19 protein-coding genes are annotated in these 20454 nt (G+C 63.0%); 6 read left to right on the top strand and 13 right to left on the bottom strand.

The window, feature by feature from the left end; all coding sequences use genetic code 11:
- Nucleotides 1–133: 133 nt before the first annotated feature.
- Nucleotides 134–880, top strand: coding sequence for a GNAT family N-acetyltransferase (locus tag PATSB16_RS06205; RefSeq protein ID WP_047213192.1), 747 nt, complete (start codon nt 134–136; stop codon nt 878–880).
- Between the two features lie 18 nt (nt 881–898).
- Here PATSB16_RS06205 and PATSB16_RS06200 read toward each other — a convergent pair whose 3' ends face one another.
- The 3 genes from PATSB16_RS06200 to PATSB16_RS06190 form a co-directional block, all read right to left on the bottom strand.
- On the bottom strand, nt 899–2146 hold the full coding sequence (locus tag PATSB16_RS06200) for an MFS transporter (RefSeq protein WP_237170307.1): 1248 nt from the start codon (nt 2144–2146) through the stop codon (nt 899–901).
- A gap of 174 nt (nt 2147–2320) precedes the next feature.
- Nucleotides 2321–3535, bottom strand: coding sequence for a flavin monoamine oxidase family protein (locus PATSB16_RS06195; RefSeq protein WP_072628616.1), 1215 nt, complete (start codon nt 3533–3535; stop codon nt 2321–2323).
- Nucleotides 3532–4206 (bottom strand): cupin domain-containing protein, encoded by a 675-nt coding sequence (locus PATSB16_RS06190; RefSeq protein WP_047213190.1) that lies wholly within the window; start codon nt 4204–4206, stop codon nt 3532–3534. Before PATSB16_RS06190 ends, PATSB16_RS06195 begins: the two co-directional genes overlap by 4 nt.
- A 166-nt stretch (nt 4207–4372) precedes the next feature.
- Between PATSB16_RS06190 and gcvA the strand changes: the two genes are divergently transcribed.
- The 3 genes from gcvA to PATSB16_RS06175 all read left to right on the top strand — a co-directional run bounded on the left by gcvA (nt 4373) and on the right by PATSB16_RS06175 (nt 7170).
- Nucleotides 4373–5305 (top strand): transcriptional regulator GcvA, encoded by a 933-nt coding sequence (gcvA, locus tag PATSB16_RS06185; RefSeq protein ID WP_047213188.1) that lies wholly within the window; start codon nt 4373–4375, stop codon nt 5303–5305.
- 163 nt (nt 5306–5468) lie between these two features.
- The gene (locus tag PATSB16_RS06180) at nt 5469–6749 is read left to right on the top strand and encodes a thiolase family protein (RefSeq protein WP_047213186.1); all 1281 of its coding nucleotides are present in this window, start codon (nt 5469–5471) and stop codon (nt 6747–6749) included.
- 1 nt (nt 6750) lies between these two features.
- Complete coding sequence (locus PATSB16_RS06175; RefSeq protein ID WP_047213185.1) at nt 6751–7170, top strand: Zn-ribbon domain-containing OB-fold protein; 420 nt, start codon at nt 6751–6753, stop codon at nt 7168–7170.
- Nucleotides 7171–7248: 78 nt separating this feature from the next.
- Here PATSB16_RS06175 and PATSB16_RS06170 read toward each other — a convergent pair whose 3' ends face one another.
- Nucleotides 7249–7836: a flavodoxin family protein gene (locus tag PATSB16_RS06170; RefSeq protein ID WP_047216319.1), complete on the bottom strand. Its 588-nt coding sequence runs from the start codon at nt 7834–7836 to the stop codon at nt 7249–7251.
- Nucleotides 7837–7987: 151 nt separating this feature from the next.
- Here PATSB16_RS06170 and PATSB16_RS06165 point away from each other — a divergent pair, with 151 nt between their 5' ends.
- Nucleotides 7988–8893: a LysR family transcriptional regulator gene (locus PATSB16_RS06165; protein WP_047213183.1), complete on the top strand. Its 906-nt coding sequence runs from the start codon at nt 7988–7990 to the stop codon at nt 8891–8893.
- 46 nt (nt 8894–8939) lie between these two features.
- On the opposite strand, the gene PATSB16_RS06160 is transcribed toward PATSB16_RS06165, so the two are convergent.
- From PATSB16_RS06160 to PATSB16_RS06135, 6 genes are all read right to left on the bottom strand, one after another.
- Nucleotides 8940–10292, bottom strand: a complete 1353-nt coding sequence (locus PATSB16_RS06160) for an MFS transporter (RefSeq protein ID WP_156884625.1) — start codon at nt 10290–10292, stop codon at nt 8940–8942.
- A 61-nt stretch (nt 10293–10353) separates the two neighbouring features.
- Nucleotides 10354–11166 carry an enoyl-CoA hydratase-related protein gene (locus PATSB16_RS06155; RefSeq protein ID WP_047213182.1) on the bottom strand — a complete coding sequence of 271 codons (813 nt, stop codon included), beginning with the start codon at nt 11164–11166 and terminating at the stop codon, nt 10354–10356.
- A 23-nt stretch (nt 11167–11189) separates the two neighbouring features.
- On the bottom strand, nt 11190–11966 hold the full coding sequence (locus PATSB16_RS06150; RefSeq protein ID WP_047213180.1) for an enoyl-CoA hydratase-related protein: 777 nt from the start codon (nt 11964–11966) through the stop codon (nt 11190–11192).
- Nucleotides 11967–11975: 9 nt separating this feature from the next.
- Nucleotides 11976–13199 carry a CaiB/BaiF CoA transferase family protein gene (locus PATSB16_RS06145; protein WP_047213178.1) on the bottom strand — a complete coding sequence of 408 codons (1224 nt, stop codon included), beginning with the start codon at nt 13197–13199 and terminating at the stop codon, nt 11976–11978.
- Between the two features lie 152 nt (nt 13200–13351).
- Complete coding sequence (locus tag PATSB16_RS06140; RefSeq protein WP_047213177.1) at nt 13352–14236, bottom strand: LysR substrate-binding domain-containing protein; 885 nt, start codon at nt 14234–14236, stop codon at nt 13352–13354.
- 25 nt (nt 14237–14261) lie between these two features.
- On the bottom strand, nt 14262–15212 hold the full coding sequence (locus PATSB16_RS06135; protein WP_047216317.1) for an AraC family transcriptional regulator: 951 nt from the start codon (nt 15210–15212) through the stop codon (nt 14262–14264).
- A gap of 248 nt (nt 15213–15460) precedes the next feature.
- On the opposite strand from PATSB16_RS06135, the gene PATSB16_RS06130 reads away from it, so the two are divergent.
- A complete protein-coding gene (locus PATSB16_RS06130; RefSeq protein WP_047213175.1) occupies nt 15461–16849 on the top strand; it encodes an NAD-dependent succinate-semialdehyde dehydrogenase in 1389 nt (462 codons plus the stop codon).
- A gap of 554 nt (nt 16850–17403) precedes the next feature.
- On the opposite strand, the gene PATSB16_RS06125 is transcribed toward PATSB16_RS06130, so the two are convergent.
- The 3 genes from PATSB16_RS06125 to PATSB16_RS20995 form a co-directional block, all read right to left on the bottom strand.
- Nucleotides 17404–18927, bottom strand: coding sequence for an ABC transporter ATP-binding protein (locus PATSB16_RS06125; RefSeq protein WP_047213174.1), 1524 nt, complete (start codon nt 18925–18927; stop codon nt 17404–17406).
- 3 nt (nt 18928–18930) lie between these two features.
- Complete coding sequence (locus tag PATSB16_RS06120; RefSeq protein ID WP_047213172.1) at nt 18931–19695, bottom strand: hypothetical protein; 765 nt, start codon at nt 19693–19695, stop codon at nt 18931–18933.
- 380 nt (nt 19696–20075) lie between these two features.
- Nucleotides 20076–20243, bottom strand: a complete 168-nt coding sequence (locus PATSB16_RS20995; RefSeq protein WP_169834611.1) for a hypothetical protein — start codon at nt 20241–20243, stop codon at nt 20076–20078.
- Nucleotides 20244–20454 lie beyond the last annotated feature (211 nt).

Here is a 20454-nt window from a genome sequence, read left to right as displayed (position 1 = left end):
ACATCGGGGCCAGTGGCCGAGCGGGGCAACCCATCGATCCACACACTAGGCCGGATACAAGGCAGCAGCCGACTTCTTCACAACACGATGCGGGTTACTACCTATCGCCGGGAGGCATCCATACAAGATTGACATGGCGTCCCGACTCAACGAATACCAGCAGCCGATCGGTGCGGCCCTGCCGGATTGGCGCGGCGCGCGGCTGCCGGAACGGGTGACGCTGGCGGGACGCTATTGCCGGATCGAACCGATCGCGGTCGAGCGGCATGCCGCCGAACTGTTCGAGGCCTACCGAGATGCGCCCGACGGCCGCGACTGGACCTATCTGTCGGTCGGGCCATTCGCGACGCTCGACGCTTACCGGACGCATTTGACGAGCGCCGCGCAAAGCCGCGACCCGATGCATTACGCGGTGATCGATCTGGCCACCGGCAAGGCGGTCGGCACCTTCGCGCTGATGCGCATCGATGCGGCCAACGGCGTCATCGAAGTCGGGCACGTCACCTATTCGCCGCGCCTGAAGCGCACCCGCATCGCCACCGAGGCGCTGGCGCTGCTGATGAAATACGTGTTCGAGGATCTCGGCTACCGCCGCTTCGAGTGGAAATGCGATGCGCTCAACGAGCCCTCGCGGGCCGCGGCCTTGCGCTACGGTTTCACTTTCGAGGGGATTTTTCGCCAGGCGATCGTCACGCGCGGGCGCAACCGCGACACTGCGTGGCATTCGATCATCGACAGTGAATACCCGGCGCTGCGCGCTGCTTATGCACGATGGCTCGATCCGCACAATTTCGATGCCCGGGGCCAGCAGATCGAGACGCTCGCGAGTTGCATCGCGAAGGAAGCGTCGCGCCCCGACCGGCCTTTGGCGTCAGGCTGATCGAGGCCGAGCCCGGTCTCAGGCGGCCATCTCGCCGCGACGCGTCGCGGCAGCGTAGCCCAGCACGCACGCCACCAGCGCCAGCGGAATGAACGACACCCACAGCACGGTGCTCCATCCGTACGCGTTCAAAAGACTGCCCGAGAGGAACGAACCGCAGGCGATCGTCCCGAACACGATGAAGTCGTTCACCGATTGCACGCGGGCTTTTTCCTCCGGACGATGGCATTCGAGCACCAGCGCGGATGCTCCCACGAAACCAAAGTTCCAGCCCAGGCCCAGCAGGACCAGCGTGACCCAGAAGTGCGCCACGTCGACACCGGTCAGGCCGACCGCCGCCGCGAGTCCGATCAGCGTCAGCCCGGTCATGACGACCCGCTGCGCGCCGACCCGCGCGATGATGCGACCGGTAAAGAACCCGGGCGCGTACATGGCGATCACGTGCCATTGAACGCCGAGGTTGGACGAGGTCTGCGACAAGCCGCTCATGCGCATTGCCAGGGGCGCCGCCGTCATCAAAAAATTCATCAGCAGGTAAGACACCGCCGCGCAAAACACCGCGGTCACGAACAGCGGCTGGCGAACGATGACACGCATCGGACGCCCGCCGGCGGCATGCGTCTTGAGCGGCGCGCCCGCGGTTGCCGAGGCGGGTGCCGGCGCCGGAGCCCGCGCGTGTCCCGGAATCCGCACCCCCGACAAAACGAGCGCCGCCAGCATGGCGACCGCGCCTTGCGCGAGGAACGTCGCCGCGAACGTGTGCGGCGTCCACAGGTTCATCGTAAAGTTCACCAGCTGCGGACCGAGCACGCCGGCGAACACGCCGCCGGCCATCACGAACGACAGCGCCCTTGCGCGGCGCTCGGGCGGCACGCAATCGGCCGCCGAAAAACGGAAAGACAGCACCACGGCCGCATAGGCGCCACCGAAGAACATCGCCGTGCAGAACAGCGCGAACGAGCCCAGCACGATCGCCAGCGCGGCCAGCAGGCCGACCAGCATGCCGCACCCCGTGCCCAGCAGAAATGCGGCGCGGCGCCCGAACCGCTGGGCGACGACCCCCGCCGGCAACGAGCACGCCGCCATGCCCACCACAAATATCGAAATCGGCAACGTCGCGAGCGCGCGGTGCGGCGCCAGCGCATTGCCGACGATCGAGCCCGTGGCGAACACCACGGTCGAATTCGCGCCGGCCAGCGCCTGCGCAATCGTGAGTCTGGCCACGTTGCTGCCGGCGTGGGTGTAAAGGTTGTCGTCAGAATGCAAGATGCGTGTTCCCCATCGCCAAGGCCGCCCGGCATGCAACCTCACCCTGCGCGCTCCGCCCGGAGGCGTGCAGGGTCGTCACCTGCCTGGCCTTTATCGTAATTTTCACGTTGGTTATTCCCAGTGTCGTTGGCGCGGCCGTTGCCTGCTGCCGGTGCCGCCGCGCCGCCGGCCTCAGCGACGCTCGGCCGAAACCGCATTGTACGGGTCAATGTCCGATGCTGCGCCCGGCACGGCGCCCGATATCGAGCCCGATATCGAGCCCGATACCGCGCGCACTCCCGCGCCGGCCGCCTCGATGGCGCCCGCGACATAGCCCGGGAATTGCGGCGACCATTCGCTGGCAATACCGACCAGCGCATCGCGCCACACGCCCTCGCCGGCCGTGGCGGCCGGCGCGGCGGCATGTTCGGCCGGACCGCTCAGGTCGTCGTCGGTGGCGGTGAGCGGGTCGGCGGACCAATCCTTGACGAACTCCTCGCGGGGGCGCGCGGCCGGCTCGCCGAAGAGCCGCGTCAACTGCGCCCGGCAGTGCTCGCGTAACGCGTCATCGGACAGACGCTGGCGCGCTTGCGCGGCGATCCCGAAAAAACCGAACAGCGCGGCACGACCGCCCGGCATCGATGCATCGTGGATTTCGACCAGCGGGCCGCAGGCGCTGCGAGCCTCGCCGGAGAGCCCCCGATCGCGCCAGAACGGCGCATCGTAGACGGCAACGTACTTGGCGTGCGCGGCCATCCACGTGGCGGTGCGATGCCACGCGCGTGCGAGCGGCGCGGGCAGCTCAGGCGCAAACTCGATCGAGGCGAGCGCAAGACGCGGCGGCACGGCCAGCAGCACCTGCTCGGCACGGTAAATCGCGCGCTGCCCCTGCGCCTCGTCGACGTTCTCGACGCTCAGCTCGACGTGCGCCCCGGTGCGGCGCAGCTGCCGCACCCGCATGCCCAGCGCGATCCGGGACGGCGGCAACTGCCGTTGCAGCGCATCGGTCAGGGCGGCCATGCCGCCCGCCAGGCGCACCGATTGGGGCGACGTCGCATAGCCGCGCATGCGCATCGGCCCCTCGTGCAACGAGCGCTCCGCCACCATGTCGCCGGTTTCGTGCTGGGCAAAGCGCGCCAGGCCCAGCTGCGTTATCAGCGCGTCGAGTTCGGGCTGCAGCGCCGGCCAGAACCAGGTCGGCCCGAGATCGAAGCGATCGATGCCGCTCGAACCGGCGCTCTCGGCCGTATCGGGCGTTGGCGCCAGCGAGGCCGACAGGATGCGGCCCCCCGGCCGCGTGCGCGCCTCCAGAACCACATAATCGCGAATGCCCTGCCGCTCGAGCAGATACGCGGCATACAGGCCGGCGACACCGGCGCCCACGATGGCGACGCGCGTGGTGTTCATGGCTGTGCCTCGCCCGGGCGATCGAGTGCTTCGGTCAGCTTCACGTAAAACATCGCGCCGTGCGCGCCGGCCACGACGGCCGGACATTCGCCGCGCGGCGAGCGGATCCAGCTGCCGCACTCGTAGGACTGCGCACCGATCACGAGGTCACCGGCCAATACCAGCAGTTCGGCGCCGCGCTTCGACGCGGCCAGGGCCGTCGCGCCCGGCGCCACGCGCCGCAGGCTGACGCACTCCGCCGCGTTGGCAAATAGCGGGCAGACATCGGCATCACCCTCTTTCTGCCACGATGCCGGATCGCGGGTATCGATGCGCACACTCAGGCGCTCGTCGGGCAGCATCTGCCGCAGCTTGACGAAAATGAGCGCGCCCTCGCGGCTCGACGGGCAATGGCCGGAACCCGGCGGGTTGCGCAGATACCAGCCCGCCGGATAATCCGCCCCCTCCTCCGAGAAAACACCCGAGAGCACCAGGATCTCTTCGCCGGCCGGATGCTCGTGGCGTGGAAAAAACGAATCCGGCGCATAGCGCACGATGCTGGTCGCGCGCGCCTGCTCGGCGCCGATGCGGTCGAGCATGACGCGCTCGACGCCACCCTGCGGGGAAGCGACCCACCGATACTCGCGCGGCGTCACGCTCGCCCAACGCGAAAAATCGTCATTGATCAGCATGGTTGTCAAAAAGGAAAACTATCTGCCGAGCCCGCCTGGCGCCGGCGCCCCGACGGGCATGCGCCGCATGTTCATTCGAGCGGACCAATGGTGGAATTTTTCATCGATTCCCGCCGGCTGGCAAACGAGATAAAGTATCCGGCATCGATAGAAAATCTTTACCGTCATGAAATCTCCGGTTCACCTCAACGCATTGCGCGCGTTCGAAGCCAGCGCCCGCCACCAGAGCTTTGCGGCTGCCGCGGCCGAATTGCACGTAACCCCGGCCGCGGTCGGGCAACTGGTGCGCACGCTGGAAGAGTCGCTGGGCGTGGCGCTGTTTCACCGGGCCGCGAGCGGGCGGGTGCGGCTGGTGCCGACCGACGCCGCCGAGCGCGCCCTGCCCGACATTCGCGCCGGGTTCGATCGCCTGATGCTGGGGCTCGAGCGCCTGCGCGAAGGATCGGCCAGCGGGATGCTCACCGTGGCGGTGAGCCCCGCGTTTGCCGCCAAATGGCTGCTGCCGCGCATCGAGCGATTTCAGGCCGCCTGGCCCGACACCGACGTGCGGCTCGACACCAATCTCAAGCCGGTGGATTTCGTCGCGCTGGGCGTCGATATCGGCGTGCGCTACGGCACCGGCAACTGGCCCGGCCTGAGCGCCGTCAAGCTGATGGACGAAGAGGTATATCCAGTCTGTTCGCCCAAACTCTTGCACCGGCGCGGCCGATTGCTGACGCCGGAGTCGCTTGCGCGCGAAACCTTGATTCATGACCTTTCGATGGACGCCGCCACCGGCTTTCCCACCTGGGACATATGGCTGCAGAAGGCCGGCGTGACGGGCGTGGCGACCGCGCGCGGCATGAAGATCAACAACTCCGCCGCGGTGCTGCAGGCGGCCATCGACGGCCACGGCGTGGCGCTAGCGCGCAGCGTGATGGCCGGCGACGACCTGGCCACCGGCCGGCTGGTGCGGCTGTTTCCGGAAATCACCTTCACCTCCCCGCTGGCCTACTACGTGGTCTACCGCGCCGATTGCGCCGAGATGCCGAAGCTCGTCGCCTTTCGCGACTGGCTGCTCGACGAAGCGGCGGCCCCGCGCGGCAAGCGCCGCTACTGACGGCGCGAGGCACCCAAACCCGACCGACCGGATCAGCGCGCCACCGCCAAAAACCGCCCACACGCCTGCGGCGAAATTCACGACGCGATTGACGTGAATCAAACCATGCCCCCTTGCCCGGTGCTGAGATAGCGCTGCGTGGACCATTCAAGGAGGCATTTCCATGACAAACACTTTGCGCGAACGAGTGGCGATTTCGGGTGTCGGCTGCTCTCGTTTTGGCGACCTGCTCGAGACGCCCGAGCTCAAGGGAACGAGTATCCAGGAGCTCACCGCGCGTGCGGTCAAGGAAGCGCTCGACGATGCCGGGGTAAGCGCGCAGGACGTGGATGCCGTCTTCGCGGGCAATGCCATGGTCGCCAGCTCGCAGTTGCCCGGCACCTATACGCAGCTCTCCAAATGGATCGGCACCCAGTTCAAGGCCGGCGTACATTTCGAGGCGCAATGCTCGACCACCAACGTGGGCGCCGCGCTGGCCGCCATGTCGATTGCCGCCGGCGTCTACGACACGGTGCTGGTGTACGGCGTGGAGACCACGCGCACCAAGGTCAAGCAATTCAGCCCGTACGAGCGCGAGCCGATATCGCATCAGCAAACCTGGCTGTGGACCGATATGGCGGTCAACCAGGCGTATGGCGTGCCGCAAGGCTACGACATTTTCTCGACCTACAACGGCCTCGTCGCGCTCGGCTACTGCCGCAAATACGGCATCTCGATCGAGGATTTCGACCGCGGCATGTTCGAGCTCTGCCGCACGCGGCGATTGCACGGCTCGATGACGCCCAAGGCCAACATCCAGGAAAAGCTCGAAGACCGCGCCGCGCGCGAGGGCTTCTCCGACCCGTACGACTACTGGCAATCGGACAAGCACAACCCGTTCGTCGCGTGGCCGTCGCGGCTGCTGAGCCTGGTGACGACCGCCGACGGCGCCTCGGCCATGGTGCTCACGCGCGCCGATCTGGCCAAGCAAGGCAAATCGGAGCCGGTCGAGTTCAAGGGATTCGGCATCAGCTACAGCGACTTGCCGTGGTATGGCGACGACCCGACCTATTGGGAATTCGACAAGCGGGCAATCGACGCGGCCTTTGGCATGGCCGACATCAAGGCGGCCGACATCGACTACCTGCACACCCACGACTGCTCGCATATCTCGAGCATTTGCACGGCCGAGACGATCGGCTATCTCGAGGCGGGCAAGGGCCTTGCCGCCGCGCGCGACGGACAGCTGCGCTTTGACGGCAACCGCCCCATGTCGACCCATGGCGGGCGCCATGCGTTCGGCCATGCGTGGGCCGCCAGCGCCGGGTCCGATACCTACGAGGCGGTGCTGCAAATGCGCGGCAAGGCAGGCGCGCGGCAGATTCCCAGGCCGCCCCGGGTCTCCGTCATTCATACCCACGGCTACGCCATGATCGGCACCGTGGTCGTTCTCGGGAGTCTCTGACATGCAAAACGCTACCGAACAGCCCAACACCATCCGTTCCTATTACGAAGGGCTCGCCAACGGCGTGTTTCGCGCAATCGCCTGCAAGTCGTGCGGACGCTACACGTTTCCCCCGACCGGCTGCTGCGAGCATTGCGGCAGCTGGAACGTCGAACCCGCGGAACTCAGCGGCGAAGCCACGCTGCTCTTCGCCACGCACAACATCACGCCGGCCTGCCACCCGCGCTTCGAAAAAATCGCCCCCTACGTCTACGGACACCTTCAGCTCAAGGAAGGCCCGATCGTTCAGGCGATCGTGGTCGGTGTGAAGGCCACCCCGCAAGACCTGCGCGAACTCTTCGAGCGCGGCCCGGTGCCGGCCAAGGCAGAAACGCTGCAAATGGACGACCTGCCGGTGCTGGCGTTTCGGGTGACAGGTTGAGCAGACACGGGGCGGCGGCCGGCGAAACAGGTCGGCCTCGCCGCCGCGCGCCCATTTCTCATGGGATGCGCGCCGCCATCAACGCGGCCGCATCCGGCCGGCGACCAGCGCGACGCGCGCGCCATAGCGGCGTGCCGTTTCGAGGTCGCCCGGCGACATTTCCTCGGGCGACGCATCGCCGGGCGTTTGCGCCATTGGCGCAATATAGGAGCCCATGCGATTGAGGTCGTCGCGCAGCGACGCTTTCAGATTGGCCGGCTTGATGTCCATGCTGACCCAAATTCCGCCATGCTGGCCGGCGAGCAAAAAGAAGTATTCGAGCGTATTGAGCTTGTCGCCGTTAAGGCTGGCGCTATTGGTGAAGCCGCCAAAGATTTTGTTTTGCCAGCCGCGCTCGAACCAGACCTTGGACGAGGCATCCGCAAATTTCTTGAACTGCCAGCTCGGGCCACCCATGTAGGTCGGCGAACCGAACAGGATGGCGTCGGCGCCGGCCAGCGCCTGCCAGGCGGCCTCGTTTACGTTCCCCTCGGCGTCGATCGCCACGAGCTCGGCGCCGGCGCCTTCGGCGACCGCCGTGGCCATGCGCCGGGTATGCCCGTAGCCGGAGTGGTAGACGACCACCGCGTTGATGGGCGCAGAGGACACGGTGGACGCGGTGGACATGGTGGCCGAAGTGGATGAGGCGGGCTGAGTCATGGTGGCTTCCTTTGGTTCGGGCCGTCCGTCGTGGACGACATGGAAAAACAGTCTACTGAGTCACGTTCACGACATAAATAAGCGAAAATGGAACGCACTGTGACTCACCGAGAGAACAATGCAAGATCTCGACGCACTGTTGATCTTTGCCCGTGTGGCCGAAATGTCGAGCTTCACGCGGGCCGCCGAAAGCCTCGGCATTCAGAAGGGACGCGTCTCGGCGGTGGTTCGCCGGCTCGAGCAGGCGCTGGGCACGACCCTGCTGCACCGGACCACGCGCAGCGTGCAGCTCACCGAAGACGGGCGCGCCTTTCACGCCCGCGCGCGCGACCTGCTGGCCGAAGTGCAGGAATTGCAGTCGATGTTCGCAGGCAGCGGCGCGCCGCTGCGCGGCAAATTGCGTGTCGACATGCCGACCGAGCTGGCGCAAAGCATCGTCATGCCGGCGCTGCCGCAACTATTGGCCGCGCATCCCGAGCTGGAACTGGAGCTCTCCAGCACCGACCGGCGCGTCGATCTGGTTCAGGAAGGGTTCGATTGCGTGATTCGCCTGGGTCCGATCATCGACGAAACCCTGATTGCCCGGCCGCTCGGCAAACTGCGCATGATCAACGCGGCCAGCCCGAGCTACCTGGCGCGCCACGGCACGCCGCGCACGCTCGACGATCTGCGCACCCAGGCACACCAGATGGTGCACTACACGCCGACGCTCGGCGCCAGACCGGCGGGGTGGGAATACCCGCACGGCGAGGGCTACGCGACGCTGGCGCTGCCCGGCGCGGTGCAGGTCAACAATGTGCGGACCTATCACGCCGCCGGGCTCGCCGGCATCGGCCTGATCCAGGCCGGCCACGCGGCGCTCGCCCAGCACCTCGAAACCGGCGCGCTGGTCGAAGTGCTGCCCGAACTGCGCCCCTCCCCGCTCCCCGCATGGCTCGTGGTCGCGCATCGACGCAACCTGTCGCAACGGGTGCGGGCGTTCATGGGTTGGATCGAGGCGGTGGCGGGGCCTTATTTCGAGTGACGGCGGCGTCGCCAGCCCCTACCGAACGCAAGGTTTTTCCGGTGGATCAGTCGCCTGCGGGTGCCGGAGCCGTCATCAACTCCGCCCGGCCTCTGGCGCGATCTCTTTTGAGCCCCCAGAAATAGGTGACCGCGAGACAGGGCACGAGTGACGTAATCGAATAAGCCACTCCCGCCAATTGATTGCCGGTCAGGCCCACCAGCGACAGACTGATCAGCGGCAGAAATCCGCCAAACAGGATGTTGCCCAGTTGCTGCGCGAGTCCGAATCCCGTGGTCCTGCTCTGCGGCGGAAAGCACTCGGCGATAAATGCGGGCAGCGGCGCCATGATCATGGCGGTCAGCACGGAGAGTACCGTGATGAGTGCCGCAACCACGCCCCAGGCCCCGTTGAGCACCCCTGTGCGGATCCCCGCGAAGGCCGGATACGCGCAGGCCATCCACAGCAGGATGCCGATGAACATCACCCGTGCACGCCCGATCTGGTCGGACAGGCGCCCAAACACCGGGAACATCGGCGTGGCGATCACGATACCGACGGCCACGCACAGACTGGCGTGCGTCGGCTCGACCTTGAGCACGTTCTGCAGAAAGTACAGCATATAGACCACCGACGTGTACAGCGATACCGAGGTGCCTCCCTGGGCGCCGAAGATCGCCACCAGAATGGATTTCCATGAGGTTTTGCTGGTCACCGTGTCGGACAGCGGCGCTTTCGACAAACGTCCGCTCTCCTGCATCTCGACGAATACCGGCGTCTCCTTCATGCCCAGCCGAATCATGGTTGCAATCGCCACGATCGGCGCGGAGATCAGGAACGGCACGCGCCATCCCCAGGTGGCGAATGCGTGGGCGTCCAGCGTCAATCGCAACGCCGACACGATCGCCAGGGCGAGCAACAGGCCGACGCCGGCCGTGCTCTGCAAGACGCTCGTAAACATGCCCCGCTTGCCCTGCGGCGCGTATTCGATCACATAGACGACGGCCGAGCCGTACTCGCCGCCGAGCGCAATGCCTTGCGTAATGCGCAGCACCAGCAATGCGACGGGCGCGGCCGCCCCGACCGCCGCATAGGTCGGCAGGCAGCCGATGCCGACGGTTGCGACGCCCATCATCGCAAGCGTGATGACAAAGGTCTTCTTGCGCCCGATCCGGTCCGCCATCGGGCTGAAGATGATCGTGCCGATCGGGCGCGCCAGATAGGCGATGCCGAAGGTGGCAACCCCCGCGAGCGCAGCGACGGCCTTATCCTGCGACGGCAGAAACAGTTGCGTCAGTGTGCTCGTCAGCGCGACGTACACAAAGAAGTCGTAATACTCGAGCATCGTTCCCAGGCTCGAGGTCGTGATGATTTTCAGCATTTGCCGTAGCGTCGCCGGCTGGCGATGATGCATGTTCATGACTGTCTCCTTCCACTGTTTTTTTGTTTGCGTTACATAGAACGCGTCGTCTGGCGACGCTTTACTTGAGAAACCGGCGAACCGCCGCCTTGTGTTCGTCGCCGCACAGGAGAATGGCCTGCATCGAGGCTGCCATCTCCAGCGCCGCCGGCAACGATGCTTCGGCCGATTGGCGAACCAGTTGCTTGGCCATGCGCAAAGCGTGTGCCGGGCTGCCGGCGATTTTTTCGGCAAGCAGTTGCGCCTCGGTGTCCAGCGCGTCGTCGGCCACGACACGCGAGACGATGCCGGCGTCGAGCGCGCGATGCGCATCGATGAATTCACTGGTCAGCGTCAATTCCATTGCCTTGGCTACGCCGACGATGCGGGCGAGAAACCACGCCCCGCCGATGCCGGAGACCAGGCCGAGCCGCAGAAAGCTCTCCGCGAAGCGCGCAGTTTCGGCAGCGATGCGCAAATCGCACATCAATGCGATATCGAATCCGGCGCCCACCGCGGCGCCATTGACCGCGGCAATGGACGGCACGGGCAGCGCATGCAACGCGCGGGTAATGCGATGCAGGCTCCCGGCGAGGCGCTCCCTGACGGCCTCGACCGAGCCTTGCATCAGATCGGCGCCGGCCTCCATATCCTTCACATTGCCGCCCGTGCAAAAATGCCTGCCCGAGGACCTCAGCAGAACGCAGTGCACGTTCGCCAGACCGCCCGCCCGCTCCAGCGCGTCCGCCAGCGCCTCGGTCATTGCGACATCGAGTGCGTTGCCGGTTTTCGGTTCATTCAGCGTGATAGTCATCACGCCATTGACGACGCGGGTCGTGACCAGGCTCTCGCCTTGCGCCCCGGCGGCCGTCGTGTCATCGCTTATGGTGTTCATTGGGTAACCGTTCATTCCGATACTCACTTGTTGAGAAATTCCGGCGTTCGCTTCTGCAGGAACGCCGCCATGCCTTCCTTCTGATCGCGCAACGCGAAGCCCGCCTGAAACAGACGCCGCTCGAACAACAGTCCGTCGCTCAGCGACGACTCGAAGGATCGGCCCACGGCTTCCTTGATCGCCATCAGCACCGGCAGGGAATGTCTTGCGATCGAACCGGCCATGTCGAGTGCCTCGGCAACCAGCCGCTCACGGGCGACAACCCTGGAAGCGAGGCCGCAGGCCAAGGCCTGCTGCGCCGAAATCGACGCACCGGACAAACACATCTGCATCGCCAGCGACTTGCCCGCGGCGCGCGGCAGGCGCTGCGTGCCGCCTGCGCCGGGCACGATGCCGAGCTTGACTTCCGGTTGGCCGAAGGTGGCGTCGTCGGCGGCAATCACGATGTCGCACATCATCGCCAACTCGCATCCGCCGCCAAGGGCGTATCCCTGCACCGCCGCAATCAGCGGCTTGCGGTGCGCGCGGATGCGGTCCCAGTTCCTGCCGACATAGTCCCGCCGGAATGCTTCGGCGTAATCCAGTGCCGACATGGCGACGATGTCGGCACCGGCGGCAAAGGCTTTCTCCGAGCCGGTGATGACGGTGGCATGCACCGCGTCGTCGGCATCGATCCGGCCCAGGGCATCGCCCAAGGCATCGACGAGCTCATCGGTCAGCGGGTTTAACGGGTTCTCCGATGCGAGCCGGAGCAACGTGACATTGCCATGCTTCTCGATAAGGACGGGAGCGCGCTTCACATCCGCCTCCTAAACGGCGACCGGCGCATCTTGCGCGGCGGTCGTTCGGATCACGCCCTGGCCCAGCAGCCCGGCGATCTCGTCATTGGCAATCCCGTATTCTTCGAGGACCTGAATGGAGTGCTGCCCGACGAGCGGCGCGGCCACGTCGTGCGCGCACGGATCGTCCGTCCTGGCGAGCGCGAAGCCCGGCAGCCGCACCTTGCCGGCGACGGGATGATCGACGCTCGAATCGATCCCGCTTTCGCGATACTCGAGAGAATTCACCACTTCGCTGTACGTCGACACCGGGGCGCACAGGATGTCGCGCGCAGCCAGCAGGCCGAGCCATTCGGATGTGGTGCGGGCGACAAAGCATTCGCCCAGCGCATGGCGCAACGCAGCCCGGTTGCGCACGCGATCGGGATTGGTGGCAAAGCGCGGGTCCGACTCGAGATGCGGCAAGCCGAGCACCTCGCAAAGCGACGCCCACCGGTCGGGGTGATAGGCCGCGATCATCAGCCAGCCGTCGCGCGTCTGGAAGGCCTCGTTGGGAGACGCGTAAGGCGCGGCGCTGCCGACCTTCTCCGGATCGACGCGAGAGGCCAGAAACGACGTGAAACCGACTTGCTGCAAAGCGATCGCCGTGGTGAACAGGCTCACGTCGAGATACTGGCCGGGGCCGCCCTGGCGGACCTCGTGCAGCGCGGCCAGCACGGCGATGGCGGCCATATAGCCGCCGACCATGTCGGCCACCGGAACCGGCACCTTCAGCGGGTCGGAGCCGGGCGCGCCCAGCGTGCTCATCAACCCGCTGACCGCCTGAATGATGCCGTCGACAGCCGGACGGCTACGCGATGCGCCGGTCTGGCCAAACGCGGAGACCGAGCAGTAGACGAGTTTGCGGTTGGACGCTTCGAGCGACGCGTAATCAAGACCCAGCGTCGCCATCACGCCAGGCCGGAAATTCTCGACGATCACATCGGCCTGGCTGGCCATCTTCCGTACCGCTTGCCGGCCGGCTTCGGTTTTCAGATCGATCGCCAGGCTGCGCTTGTTGCGATTGACACTCAGACTGGCGACGCTTTCGCCGTTGATCCACGGCGGCCCGATCCTGCGCCCGAGCTCACCCGATGGAGGTTCGATCTTGACCACGTCCGCGCCGAGATCGGCAAGCATCAGCGAGCAAACGGGTCCGGCCAGCACGTGCGAGAAATCCAGCACGCGTATGCCTCGAAGGCTGTCTCTTATCATGTTTTCCTGTCCTGTTACGCGCTGCAAACGACAGTCGTGTCACCGGTTTGCAGTCATCGAGAACAGGATAGGGAGCATACGAAGCGTCGACAAACGACTTTATCGACCGTACCTTTTGACTTTTTGTAAAGCCACGCGCTGCGCAAGAACCGTCAGCCGCGCACGACCGTGGCCAGCCACTCGCGAAACGCCCGCAATGCCGCGCTCTGGCGCTTGCCGGCCGGCCACGCGAAATAATAGGTGTACGCGCCGCGATCGAGCGTCGGCCCGAATGGGACGGCCAGCGTGCCGTCGGCCAGCTCCTTTTCCACCAGCGCTTTCTGTGCGATTGCCACGCCGTGCCCTTCGATCGCCGCCTGGTAGGCCAACAGCGAGGTCTCGTAGCGCATGCCGCGCTGCGCATTGATTCTCGTCAGGCCCGCGGCCTTCAGCCACAGGCTCCAGTCGTCGAGGCGCGCGAGGGAATGCAGCAGCGTTTGCCTGTCGAGCTGTTTGGGCCGTTTCACCGCGAGCGAGGGCGCGGCCACCGGCACGAGTTCGTTCGGGATCAGGCGCTGCGTGTTCATCCCGGGCCAATCGCCGTTACCCAGCTGAATGCCCGCGTCGATGTCTTCCTGCGCGAAGTTCAGCGGTGCGGACGACGTGGTCAATTGCACGTCGATGTTTTGATTGAGCCGGTGAAAGCTCGCCAGACGCGGAATCAGCCAGCGCACCGCGAAGGTGGCCGGCGAGCGGATGCGCAGCACGTTGCCGCCCGGGCTGCCGGAGATGACCGCATCCGTGGCCGCGCGCAGCGTGGCGAAAAGCGGCATCAAGTCGGACAGATAGCGGGCCCCCACGGCGGTCAGCACGAGGCCGCCGCGCACCCGCTCGAACAGCGGCGCCTTGAGAAAGTCTTCGAGCGCCCTGACCTGCCGGCTCACCGCGGCCGGCGTGACGGACAACTCTTCCGCGGCCTTCGAAATGCTGAGCAGGCGCCCGGTCGCCTCGAAAGCGCGGGTCGGATTGAGAGGGGGAAGCGAATCGCGGCGAGCCATGGGCGGGATTTTCCAGAGATTGCGGTTAGTGCGAGGATACGAAAATCGACGGCGCGCCTTCGTCCGGCAACGCAAAATGACGCTTCATTCGCGCGATCTCCTGCAATGGGCTGCCGCCGAACAATCGCTTGAATTCACGGCTGAATTGCGACGGGCTTTCATAACCGACCTGGCCGCTGGCCGCCGCCGCGGTCATGCCGTGGCGCGCCATCAGGAGCCGCGCCTGGTGCAGGCGCGTGGACTTGATGTATTGCAGCGGCGAGGTATCGGTCACCGCCTTGAAGTGCACGTGGAAGGTGGGTACGCTCATGCGCGCTTCGGCGGCGAGTTCTTCCACCGTCAGCGGTTGCGCAAAACTCGTATGAATCTTGCGGATCGCGCGGGAGATGCGGCCGAAGTTGCCCTGGCGGCTGATCGCGGCGCGCATCGAGCCGCCCTGCTCGCCCATGAAAACCCGGAAGTAGATTTCCCGCACCAGCGCCGGCCCGAGGATCTGCGCCTCGAGCGGATTTTGCATCGCCTGTAAAAAGCGCAGGACGCTCTGCCCCAGCGGGATATCGAGCCGGGTGGTCGCCATGCCGCGAGGCGGCGTCGGCGCCAGCGCTTCGTGCTCCTCGAGCTGCAGCAGCAAATCGGCGGCCATGCCGAAATCCAGCCGCAAATAAATCGCCAGCAACGGCTCGGCCTCGCTCGCGTCGGTCTCCATCGAAAACGGCAACGGCACCGAGACCACCAGATATCGCTGGGCATCGTAAAGATAGACCTCATCGCCCCAATAACCGCGCTTGCGCCCCTGGCACACGATCACGATGCCCGGCTCGTAGAGCACCGGCGTTCTGGTCAACGACCGGTTCGAACGCAGAAAGCGAATATCGGGCAGCGGGGAAAGGTTATAGCCCTCGTCGGGCGCGAGCGCCAGCAGCAACTCGATCATCTGTTGGCGCAGGCGCTCTTGACGTTTGGATGCGGGGTCCATGGCGGCGGAAAGACAAACCGTAGCGGTCGACCGGTGCAGTTTCGCATGCAGCCGGGCAAAGCACCAGCCGCTCATAGGATCAGGCAAGAATCACAGACGAATGCGCGTTTGCCGCGCCGGCCGGTGCCCATAACATTTCCGCAAGATTGCCGCGAACGCCGGTAGCGACGTCGAGGCGCCGGTTGACGGCTCTCGCGCACTGCGCGCTCACGGCAATCGCCATCCCGACACGGACTCAAGGACACGTCATGATCGAAGTAAGAAACCCCGCCGACGGCAGCATCGTCGGCCACGTCAAACACCACTCGGAGCAGGAAGTGCGCGAGGCGATCGATCGCACCTGCGCGGCGTTCCATGCATGGTCGCGAACCCTGGCCAGGCAGCGCAGCGACCTGCTGCGCAAGTGGTTCGAGCTGGTCAGGCAAGACCGGCAGGACTTCGCCGAACTGATCTCGCGCGAGAACGGTAAGTGCCTGAGCGAAGCGCTCGGCGAAATCGACTACGGCCTGGGCTTCATCGAATGGTATGCGGAAGAAGCCCGGCGCGTATATGGCGACACGATTCCGTCGCACGCCGCCGATGCCGCGGTGCTGGTCGTCAAGGAGCCGATCGGCCCGGTGGCGTCGATCACGCCATGGAATTTCCCGTTCATGATGATTGCCCGCAAGGTCGCCACCGCCCTCGCGGCCGGTTGCACGATCATCATCAAGCCGGCGGAAGAAACGCCGCTGACCGCCTACAAACTGCTTGAATACGCAAGACGCGCCGGCATTGCCGAGGGCGTTTTCGAGATGGTGACCGGCGACCCCGCCACCATCGGCGGCCTGATGACCGGCGACCCGCGCATCCGGAAGATCTCGTTCACCGGATCGACCCAAATCGGCCGGCTGCTCGCCCGGCAAAGCGCGGATACGCTGAAAAAACTGACCATGGAACTCGGCGGCAACGCGCCGTTCATCGTGTTCGACGACGCCGACATCGAACAGGCGCTGTCAGGGCTGGTTGCCGCCAAGCTGCGCAACTCCGGCCAGGTCTGCATCTCGCCGAACCGCATCTACGTGCAGGCCGGCATTCACGATCGCTTCGTGCAGCGCCTGAAGGAAGCCGTCGAGCCAATCCGCGTCGACCAGGGATTGCAGCCCGACTTCGTGGTGGGGCCGCTGATCAACCAGGCCGCGCTCGACAAGGTATCGCGGCTCGTCGAACAGGCGCAGCGAAGCGGCGCCAGGACGCTGCTCGGCGGGCGGCGACACGACAACGGCGGGCTCTTCTATGCGCCGACCATCCTCACCCACCTCACCGACGACATGGAGATCTGCTCGACTGAAATCTTCGGCCCGGTCTTCCCCGTCTACACATTCGCCTCCGAGCACGAAGTCATTGCGCGCGCCAACGCCACCGAATACGGTCTGGTCGCCTACGCATTCACGCGCGATCTCGGCCGGGCATTCCGGCTCTCGCGCGACATCGAGGCCGGCATGGTGATCCTCAACTCAGGCTCGGTGGGCACCGCTTCCGTGCCGTTTGGCGGGGTCAAGCAATCCGGCTACGGGCGCGAAGGCAGCTATTACGGCATCGAAGAGTATGTGCAGGTGAAGTATGTGTTGATGGGTGGGTTGGGCGAGGTGGGTCGGTAGATTTGGTTGCTTGATTGCCCGGGGCTGGGCATTGATGAAATGTTGGTTGCCTGGTCGATGGGCGCCCGAACTTCGCCCCGCTGCGTGGCTCGTCGTCGCTCAGAGAAGTAAGCTGTCGTAGCAGATGCGGGGATTTATGGGGTGGGTTGAGAGGGTGTTGGTGGCTTATTTTGAGTTGGGGGGTGTCCGGATGGACGGGTTAGTGGTTGTGTGGCGCTTTCCGACCCACTCCGGCCCGTCGTCTCATCGCGATCGCAACTGCCGCTTCCAATGTACAACAGACATTCCCGCAGTCGTCTTCCTGCGCGGGAAGACGGAGCATTTCCGGCGGCCGCGTCAGTTGAGCCCTCGCGATCGTCTGTCATGCGCTCCACACGCGAACCTCGCGCTATTAGGCAATCACCATTGTTCAGTAATTACTGGGCCGCTTCGCGCACCCATTTTGAGCGGAAGGAAGAGCGAAGAAAGCGCTGCCCTTCAAACTGTTCCGGTACAACGCAGTAGCGCAGGTCCTCTTCAAGCATAAACTCAGCAAAGGTTTTCTTTAGCTCGTCTCAATGCTCCGCTGCCTCATTGGTGTTCCATTTCTTTGCCATCATGTTCCGGATCTCGTCCGCGTTCTTATCCTCCCTCACCGGGGTTGTTAATCCCACATGCTCAAGATATGCCGCATCGGCCAAAGCGAACTCCAGATGAATCAGACCACTCGGGGTTACTTTCACCGGAACAGAGTAATCAGAAGTGTTGACAGTTGGGTCGTAGGGCTCAACAAGACGATAGTCCATCAGAAATTGGAAATGACGTAGCGTAATCGCTGGCGGCATGCCCATCGGTTCCAAATACGCGGCGACTTCTCCGATCTCCATGTATGCATCCGCGGGGGAGTGCGCCTGAGCCTGCTTATCCTTTAGCACCTGTATTATGCTGAGTTTTGCAAACGGCGTCCCGATGGCATCCGGAAGCATAGTGAATACATTCAAAATGAATTCGCTATCCTCCTGCCTGAATTGATTGTAGTCACCTAAAAACAGCGCCTTCCTAACCCTAAATTCTGGAATTGTAAGTCGCCGCCCGGAAACGTATGTCTTTACCAGATCATCAATAGGGATTTGTGGCGATGTCAAAATTTGTTTTGAAAGTTGTAATCCTCGTCGAATATCATAGTTGCATAACCAACTAACAGTCCTGGAAACATATTCGGTATTAATAAAAACTTCCTCGACGCACGCCGCAAATGCGCTCATGTCTTTAACCGAAAGTCTTATTCCCTTGGATAGAAAATATTGATCCCTTTGTTTTGACGGAGAAAGAAGCTTTTCTTTTAAGAATGAGACTCTCCTTTGAAGTACGTCCTTCGTCGACGGAACGGGGAGGTAAAAAGATTTGGTTTCATATGACTGCATTGGCCCATGCTTGGAAAGTTGCCATATCGTCCTATCCGTAACGGGGCAAATTATAAACGAATAAATCGCCCTGTAAATCGATTGCGCATACTGAAAGACCGCTTCCTGGAATTCTTGGTTAAAGTGGTCTGTATTATCGAACACCAAGCAAGGCATTTTTTGCCTTGCAAAGACCGTATGAGCCAGAAATGCTTGAAGATACTCACTTGGAGAATTTATTCTTAGATTGTGGACATATTCTCCAAATTTAATTTTAAACGCAATTTTATCGGATTCGTGCAAATGCCGAAACTCCCCTTGAGCCCATCGAGTATATTGCTTATGAAATACTCCCTGCAGTTGCTCATAGCTAAGATTGGCATTGGGGAAAAGTGCTTGTTCAATCTTGATAATTAACTGCTCGGTGAGCCAGCGTTGGATTGATTCGACTTGACCATCGCTGTCCCGTAAATCCACTGTCAGCAGAGTGCATTTATTCCGGAGCGATCTATCTAGTGTAAGCCCGAAGAACCTGTCAACAAATGTAGACTTGCCGGAACCTTTATTGCCGACAATGAGAACAAACTCTTTTCGCTCGAGTTCAACCGCACCTCTTATTTCGTCCTGAAGGTTTTCCGCACTATCATTGCTAACGAGTTCGATGTTGTGCAGTATGTTCTGAGCTATTTTCTGCAAATTTTATTCTGCCTCTCTGCTCTCCGTACTTTCCACGAAACAGTACGCAAGCATCTCAGGATCGTCCTCGCCGTTCATGGAGCTAAAAAAACCACTCAACACTTCGCTTAATTCGCGAGCGAGGGGGTTCTTTTCAAGGCGGCGCAGAAATTTCGCCTCCCTCAAAGGCCGAAGCGGCTCGTGATGGGCTAACGCTAGGCCTTCTGCTGCATTTATTCGCAGCTTGAAAAGATCTCGGGCCACGCCTTCTCGCGAAAAAAGATCATAAAATTCGGCGAAGTCTTGAGCAATAGCCTCAAGACTCGGAAACACGATTGCGGAGTAGTCGGAGGCTGGTCGCCCATCTCCGCGAAAAGGCCAATGTCCGATCCATTCGAAGCCGTTAGTCAAGGCGCAAAATGGAGCCCCTGTCTCGGAACAATACGCCGCAACTTGGTCAATGCCGGAACGAGCGCTTTTTAAGGCGGGACCTTTGATTTTATATGCCTGCCTGCCCGGAAGACGAGTATCGATCAACAAAACGCTCTGTCTTTTCGCTTCCACTGCCAGCCGATTCCGGGTGCCCTCGATCATCAGATAGTCGACGTAACCATCGTCTACGTGCTTTTCAGTCTGTACACGATTAGATGGCCATCCAAGAACGGCAGTGAGCATAACGTTTATGATCCGAAATCGAGCATCTTGCTCGGTCTCGATTTCGGTGCGTTGCTCTTCCCACTCAGAGCGGAGGCGATCGAATGTTAGCTTGGCTGCGTCGATGTTCGTCATTGTATGTGCCCCGTAACAACCGATTCGGAAACGCGTTCTATTTGCGCAACTGTGGAAGTCTAGCAAATAAGCATACCGCCGAAAGCAACGCTAATCCAAGCGGGGTCTGCCGTAGTTGGGCGGAAGGCTCCCGGTCACTGACATGTACTCGATTGTTTGGCGTCGCTGCCAGCGACGTTCCCGATTCGCATAAATCGCGAGCAGCTATTCGCGCGGCTGTGAGCTGGACATCGCGGCGTAGCCTTCGCCAGGCGGGAATGAATTGAAGATTCTCCGACCTGGGCCGAACGCGGTTAGTGCAAACGTCCGCTGTTAGAGCGGATCGGACCATCTGAGTGCCCGGGGGATTGGCGTTGACGACAGACAGCTGTTGGCCGGTATCACCCCCTCCCAAAAAACCGCAAATAAAACGCCCCAAACACCAAAACGATGCCGACATTCGCCATCAACCGTTCCCACAATCGATGCCTGAAAAACAGCACATCGACGCCAACGATAACGGCGATCAATACCGCGACGTAAATCACGACAGACACGTTTTTCGTCATTTCGGCCACCTGTTCAGATGTTTCGAAAGCGTCCTACCCCGGCTTTGCGTGATTTTGCTCCACAAGCCGCTCGAGTGCCAGCGGGGCGAGAGTGGGCTCGGGCAGCGCGTCGATTGTGGCGATGCATGACGGCGTGGGCGGCCTGCCCGTGCCTTGACACCTGGGCTCATATCGCCAAGAATCCCCCCCGTTGCCGACACAACGGCGACCC

Origin of the sequence: Pandoraea thiooxydans (assembly GCF_001931675.1) — a bacterium.
Taxonomy (GTDB): domain Bacteria; phylum Pseudomonadota; class Gammaproteobacteria; order Burkholderiales; family Burkholderiaceae; genus Pandoraea; species Pandoraea thiooxydans.
The sequence above is the reverse complement of the archived record's forward strand: the minus strand, read 5'-3'. Positions and strand labels throughout refer to the sequence as shown.

Coding starts and splice junctions, on each gene's coding strand:
- PATSB16_RS06165 (WP_047213183.1), top strand. CDS start 7,988: ATGCAAGATCTCGACGCACTGTTGATCTTTGCCCGTGTGGCCGAAATG.
- PATSB16_RS20995 (WP_169834611.1), bottom strand. CDS start 20,243: ATGACGAAAAACGTGTCTGTCGTGATTTACGTCGCGGTATTGATCGCC.
- PATSB16_RS06160 (WP_156884625.1), bottom strand. CDS start 10,292: ATGAACATGCATCATCGCCAGCCGGCGACGCTACGGCAAATGCTGAAA.
- PATSB16_RS06145 (WP_047213178.1), bottom strand. CDS start 13,199: ATGATAAGAGACAGCCTTCGAGGCATACGCGTGCTGGATTTCTCGCAC.
- PATSB16_RS06180 (WP_047213186.1), top strand. CDS start 5,469: ATGACAAACACTTTGCGCGAACGAGTGGCGATTTCGGGTGTCGGCTGC.
- PATSB16_RS06140 (WP_047213177.1), bottom strand. CDS start 14,236: ATGGCTCGCCGCGATTCGCTTCCCCCTCTCAATCCGACCCGCGCTTTC.
- PATSB16_RS06190 (WP_047213190.1), bottom strand. CDS start 4,206: ATGCTGATCAATGACGATTTTTCGCGTTGGGCGAGCGTGACGCCGCGC.
- PATSB16_RS06135 (WP_047216317.1), bottom strand. CDS start 15,212: ATGGACCCCGCATCCAAACGTCAAGAGCGCCTGCGCCAACAGATGATC.
- PATSB16_RS06195 (WP_072628616.1), bottom strand. CDS start 3,535: ATGAACACCACGCGCGTCGCCATCGTGGGCGCCGGTGTCGCCGGCCTG.
- PATSB16_RS06175 (WP_047213185.1), top strand. CDS start 6,751: ATGCAAAACGCTACCGAACAGCCCAACACCATCCGTTCCTATTACGAA.
- PATSB16_RS06130 (WP_047213175.1), top strand. CDS start 15,461: ATGATCGAAGTAAGAAACCCCGCCGACGGCAGCATCGTCGGCCACGTC.
- gcvA (WP_047213188.1), top strand. CDS start 4,373: ATGAAATCTCCGGTTCACCTCAACGCATTGCGCGCGTTCGAAGCCAGC.
- PATSB16_RS06170 (WP_047216319.1), bottom strand. CDS start 7,836: ATGTCCACCGCGTCCACCGTGTCCTCTGCGCCCATCAACGCGGTGGTC.
- PATSB16_RS06205 (WP_047213192.1), top strand. CDS start 134: ATGGCGTCCCGACTCAACGAATACCAGCAGCCGATCGGTGCGGCCCTG.
- PATSB16_RS06155 (WP_047213182.1), bottom strand. CDS start 11,166: ATGAACACCATAAGCGATGACACGACGGCCGCCGGGGCGCAAGGCGAG.
- PATSB16_RS06120 (WP_047213172.1), bottom strand. CDS start 19,695: ATGACGAACATCGACGCAGCCAAGCTAACATTCGATCGCCTCCGCTCT.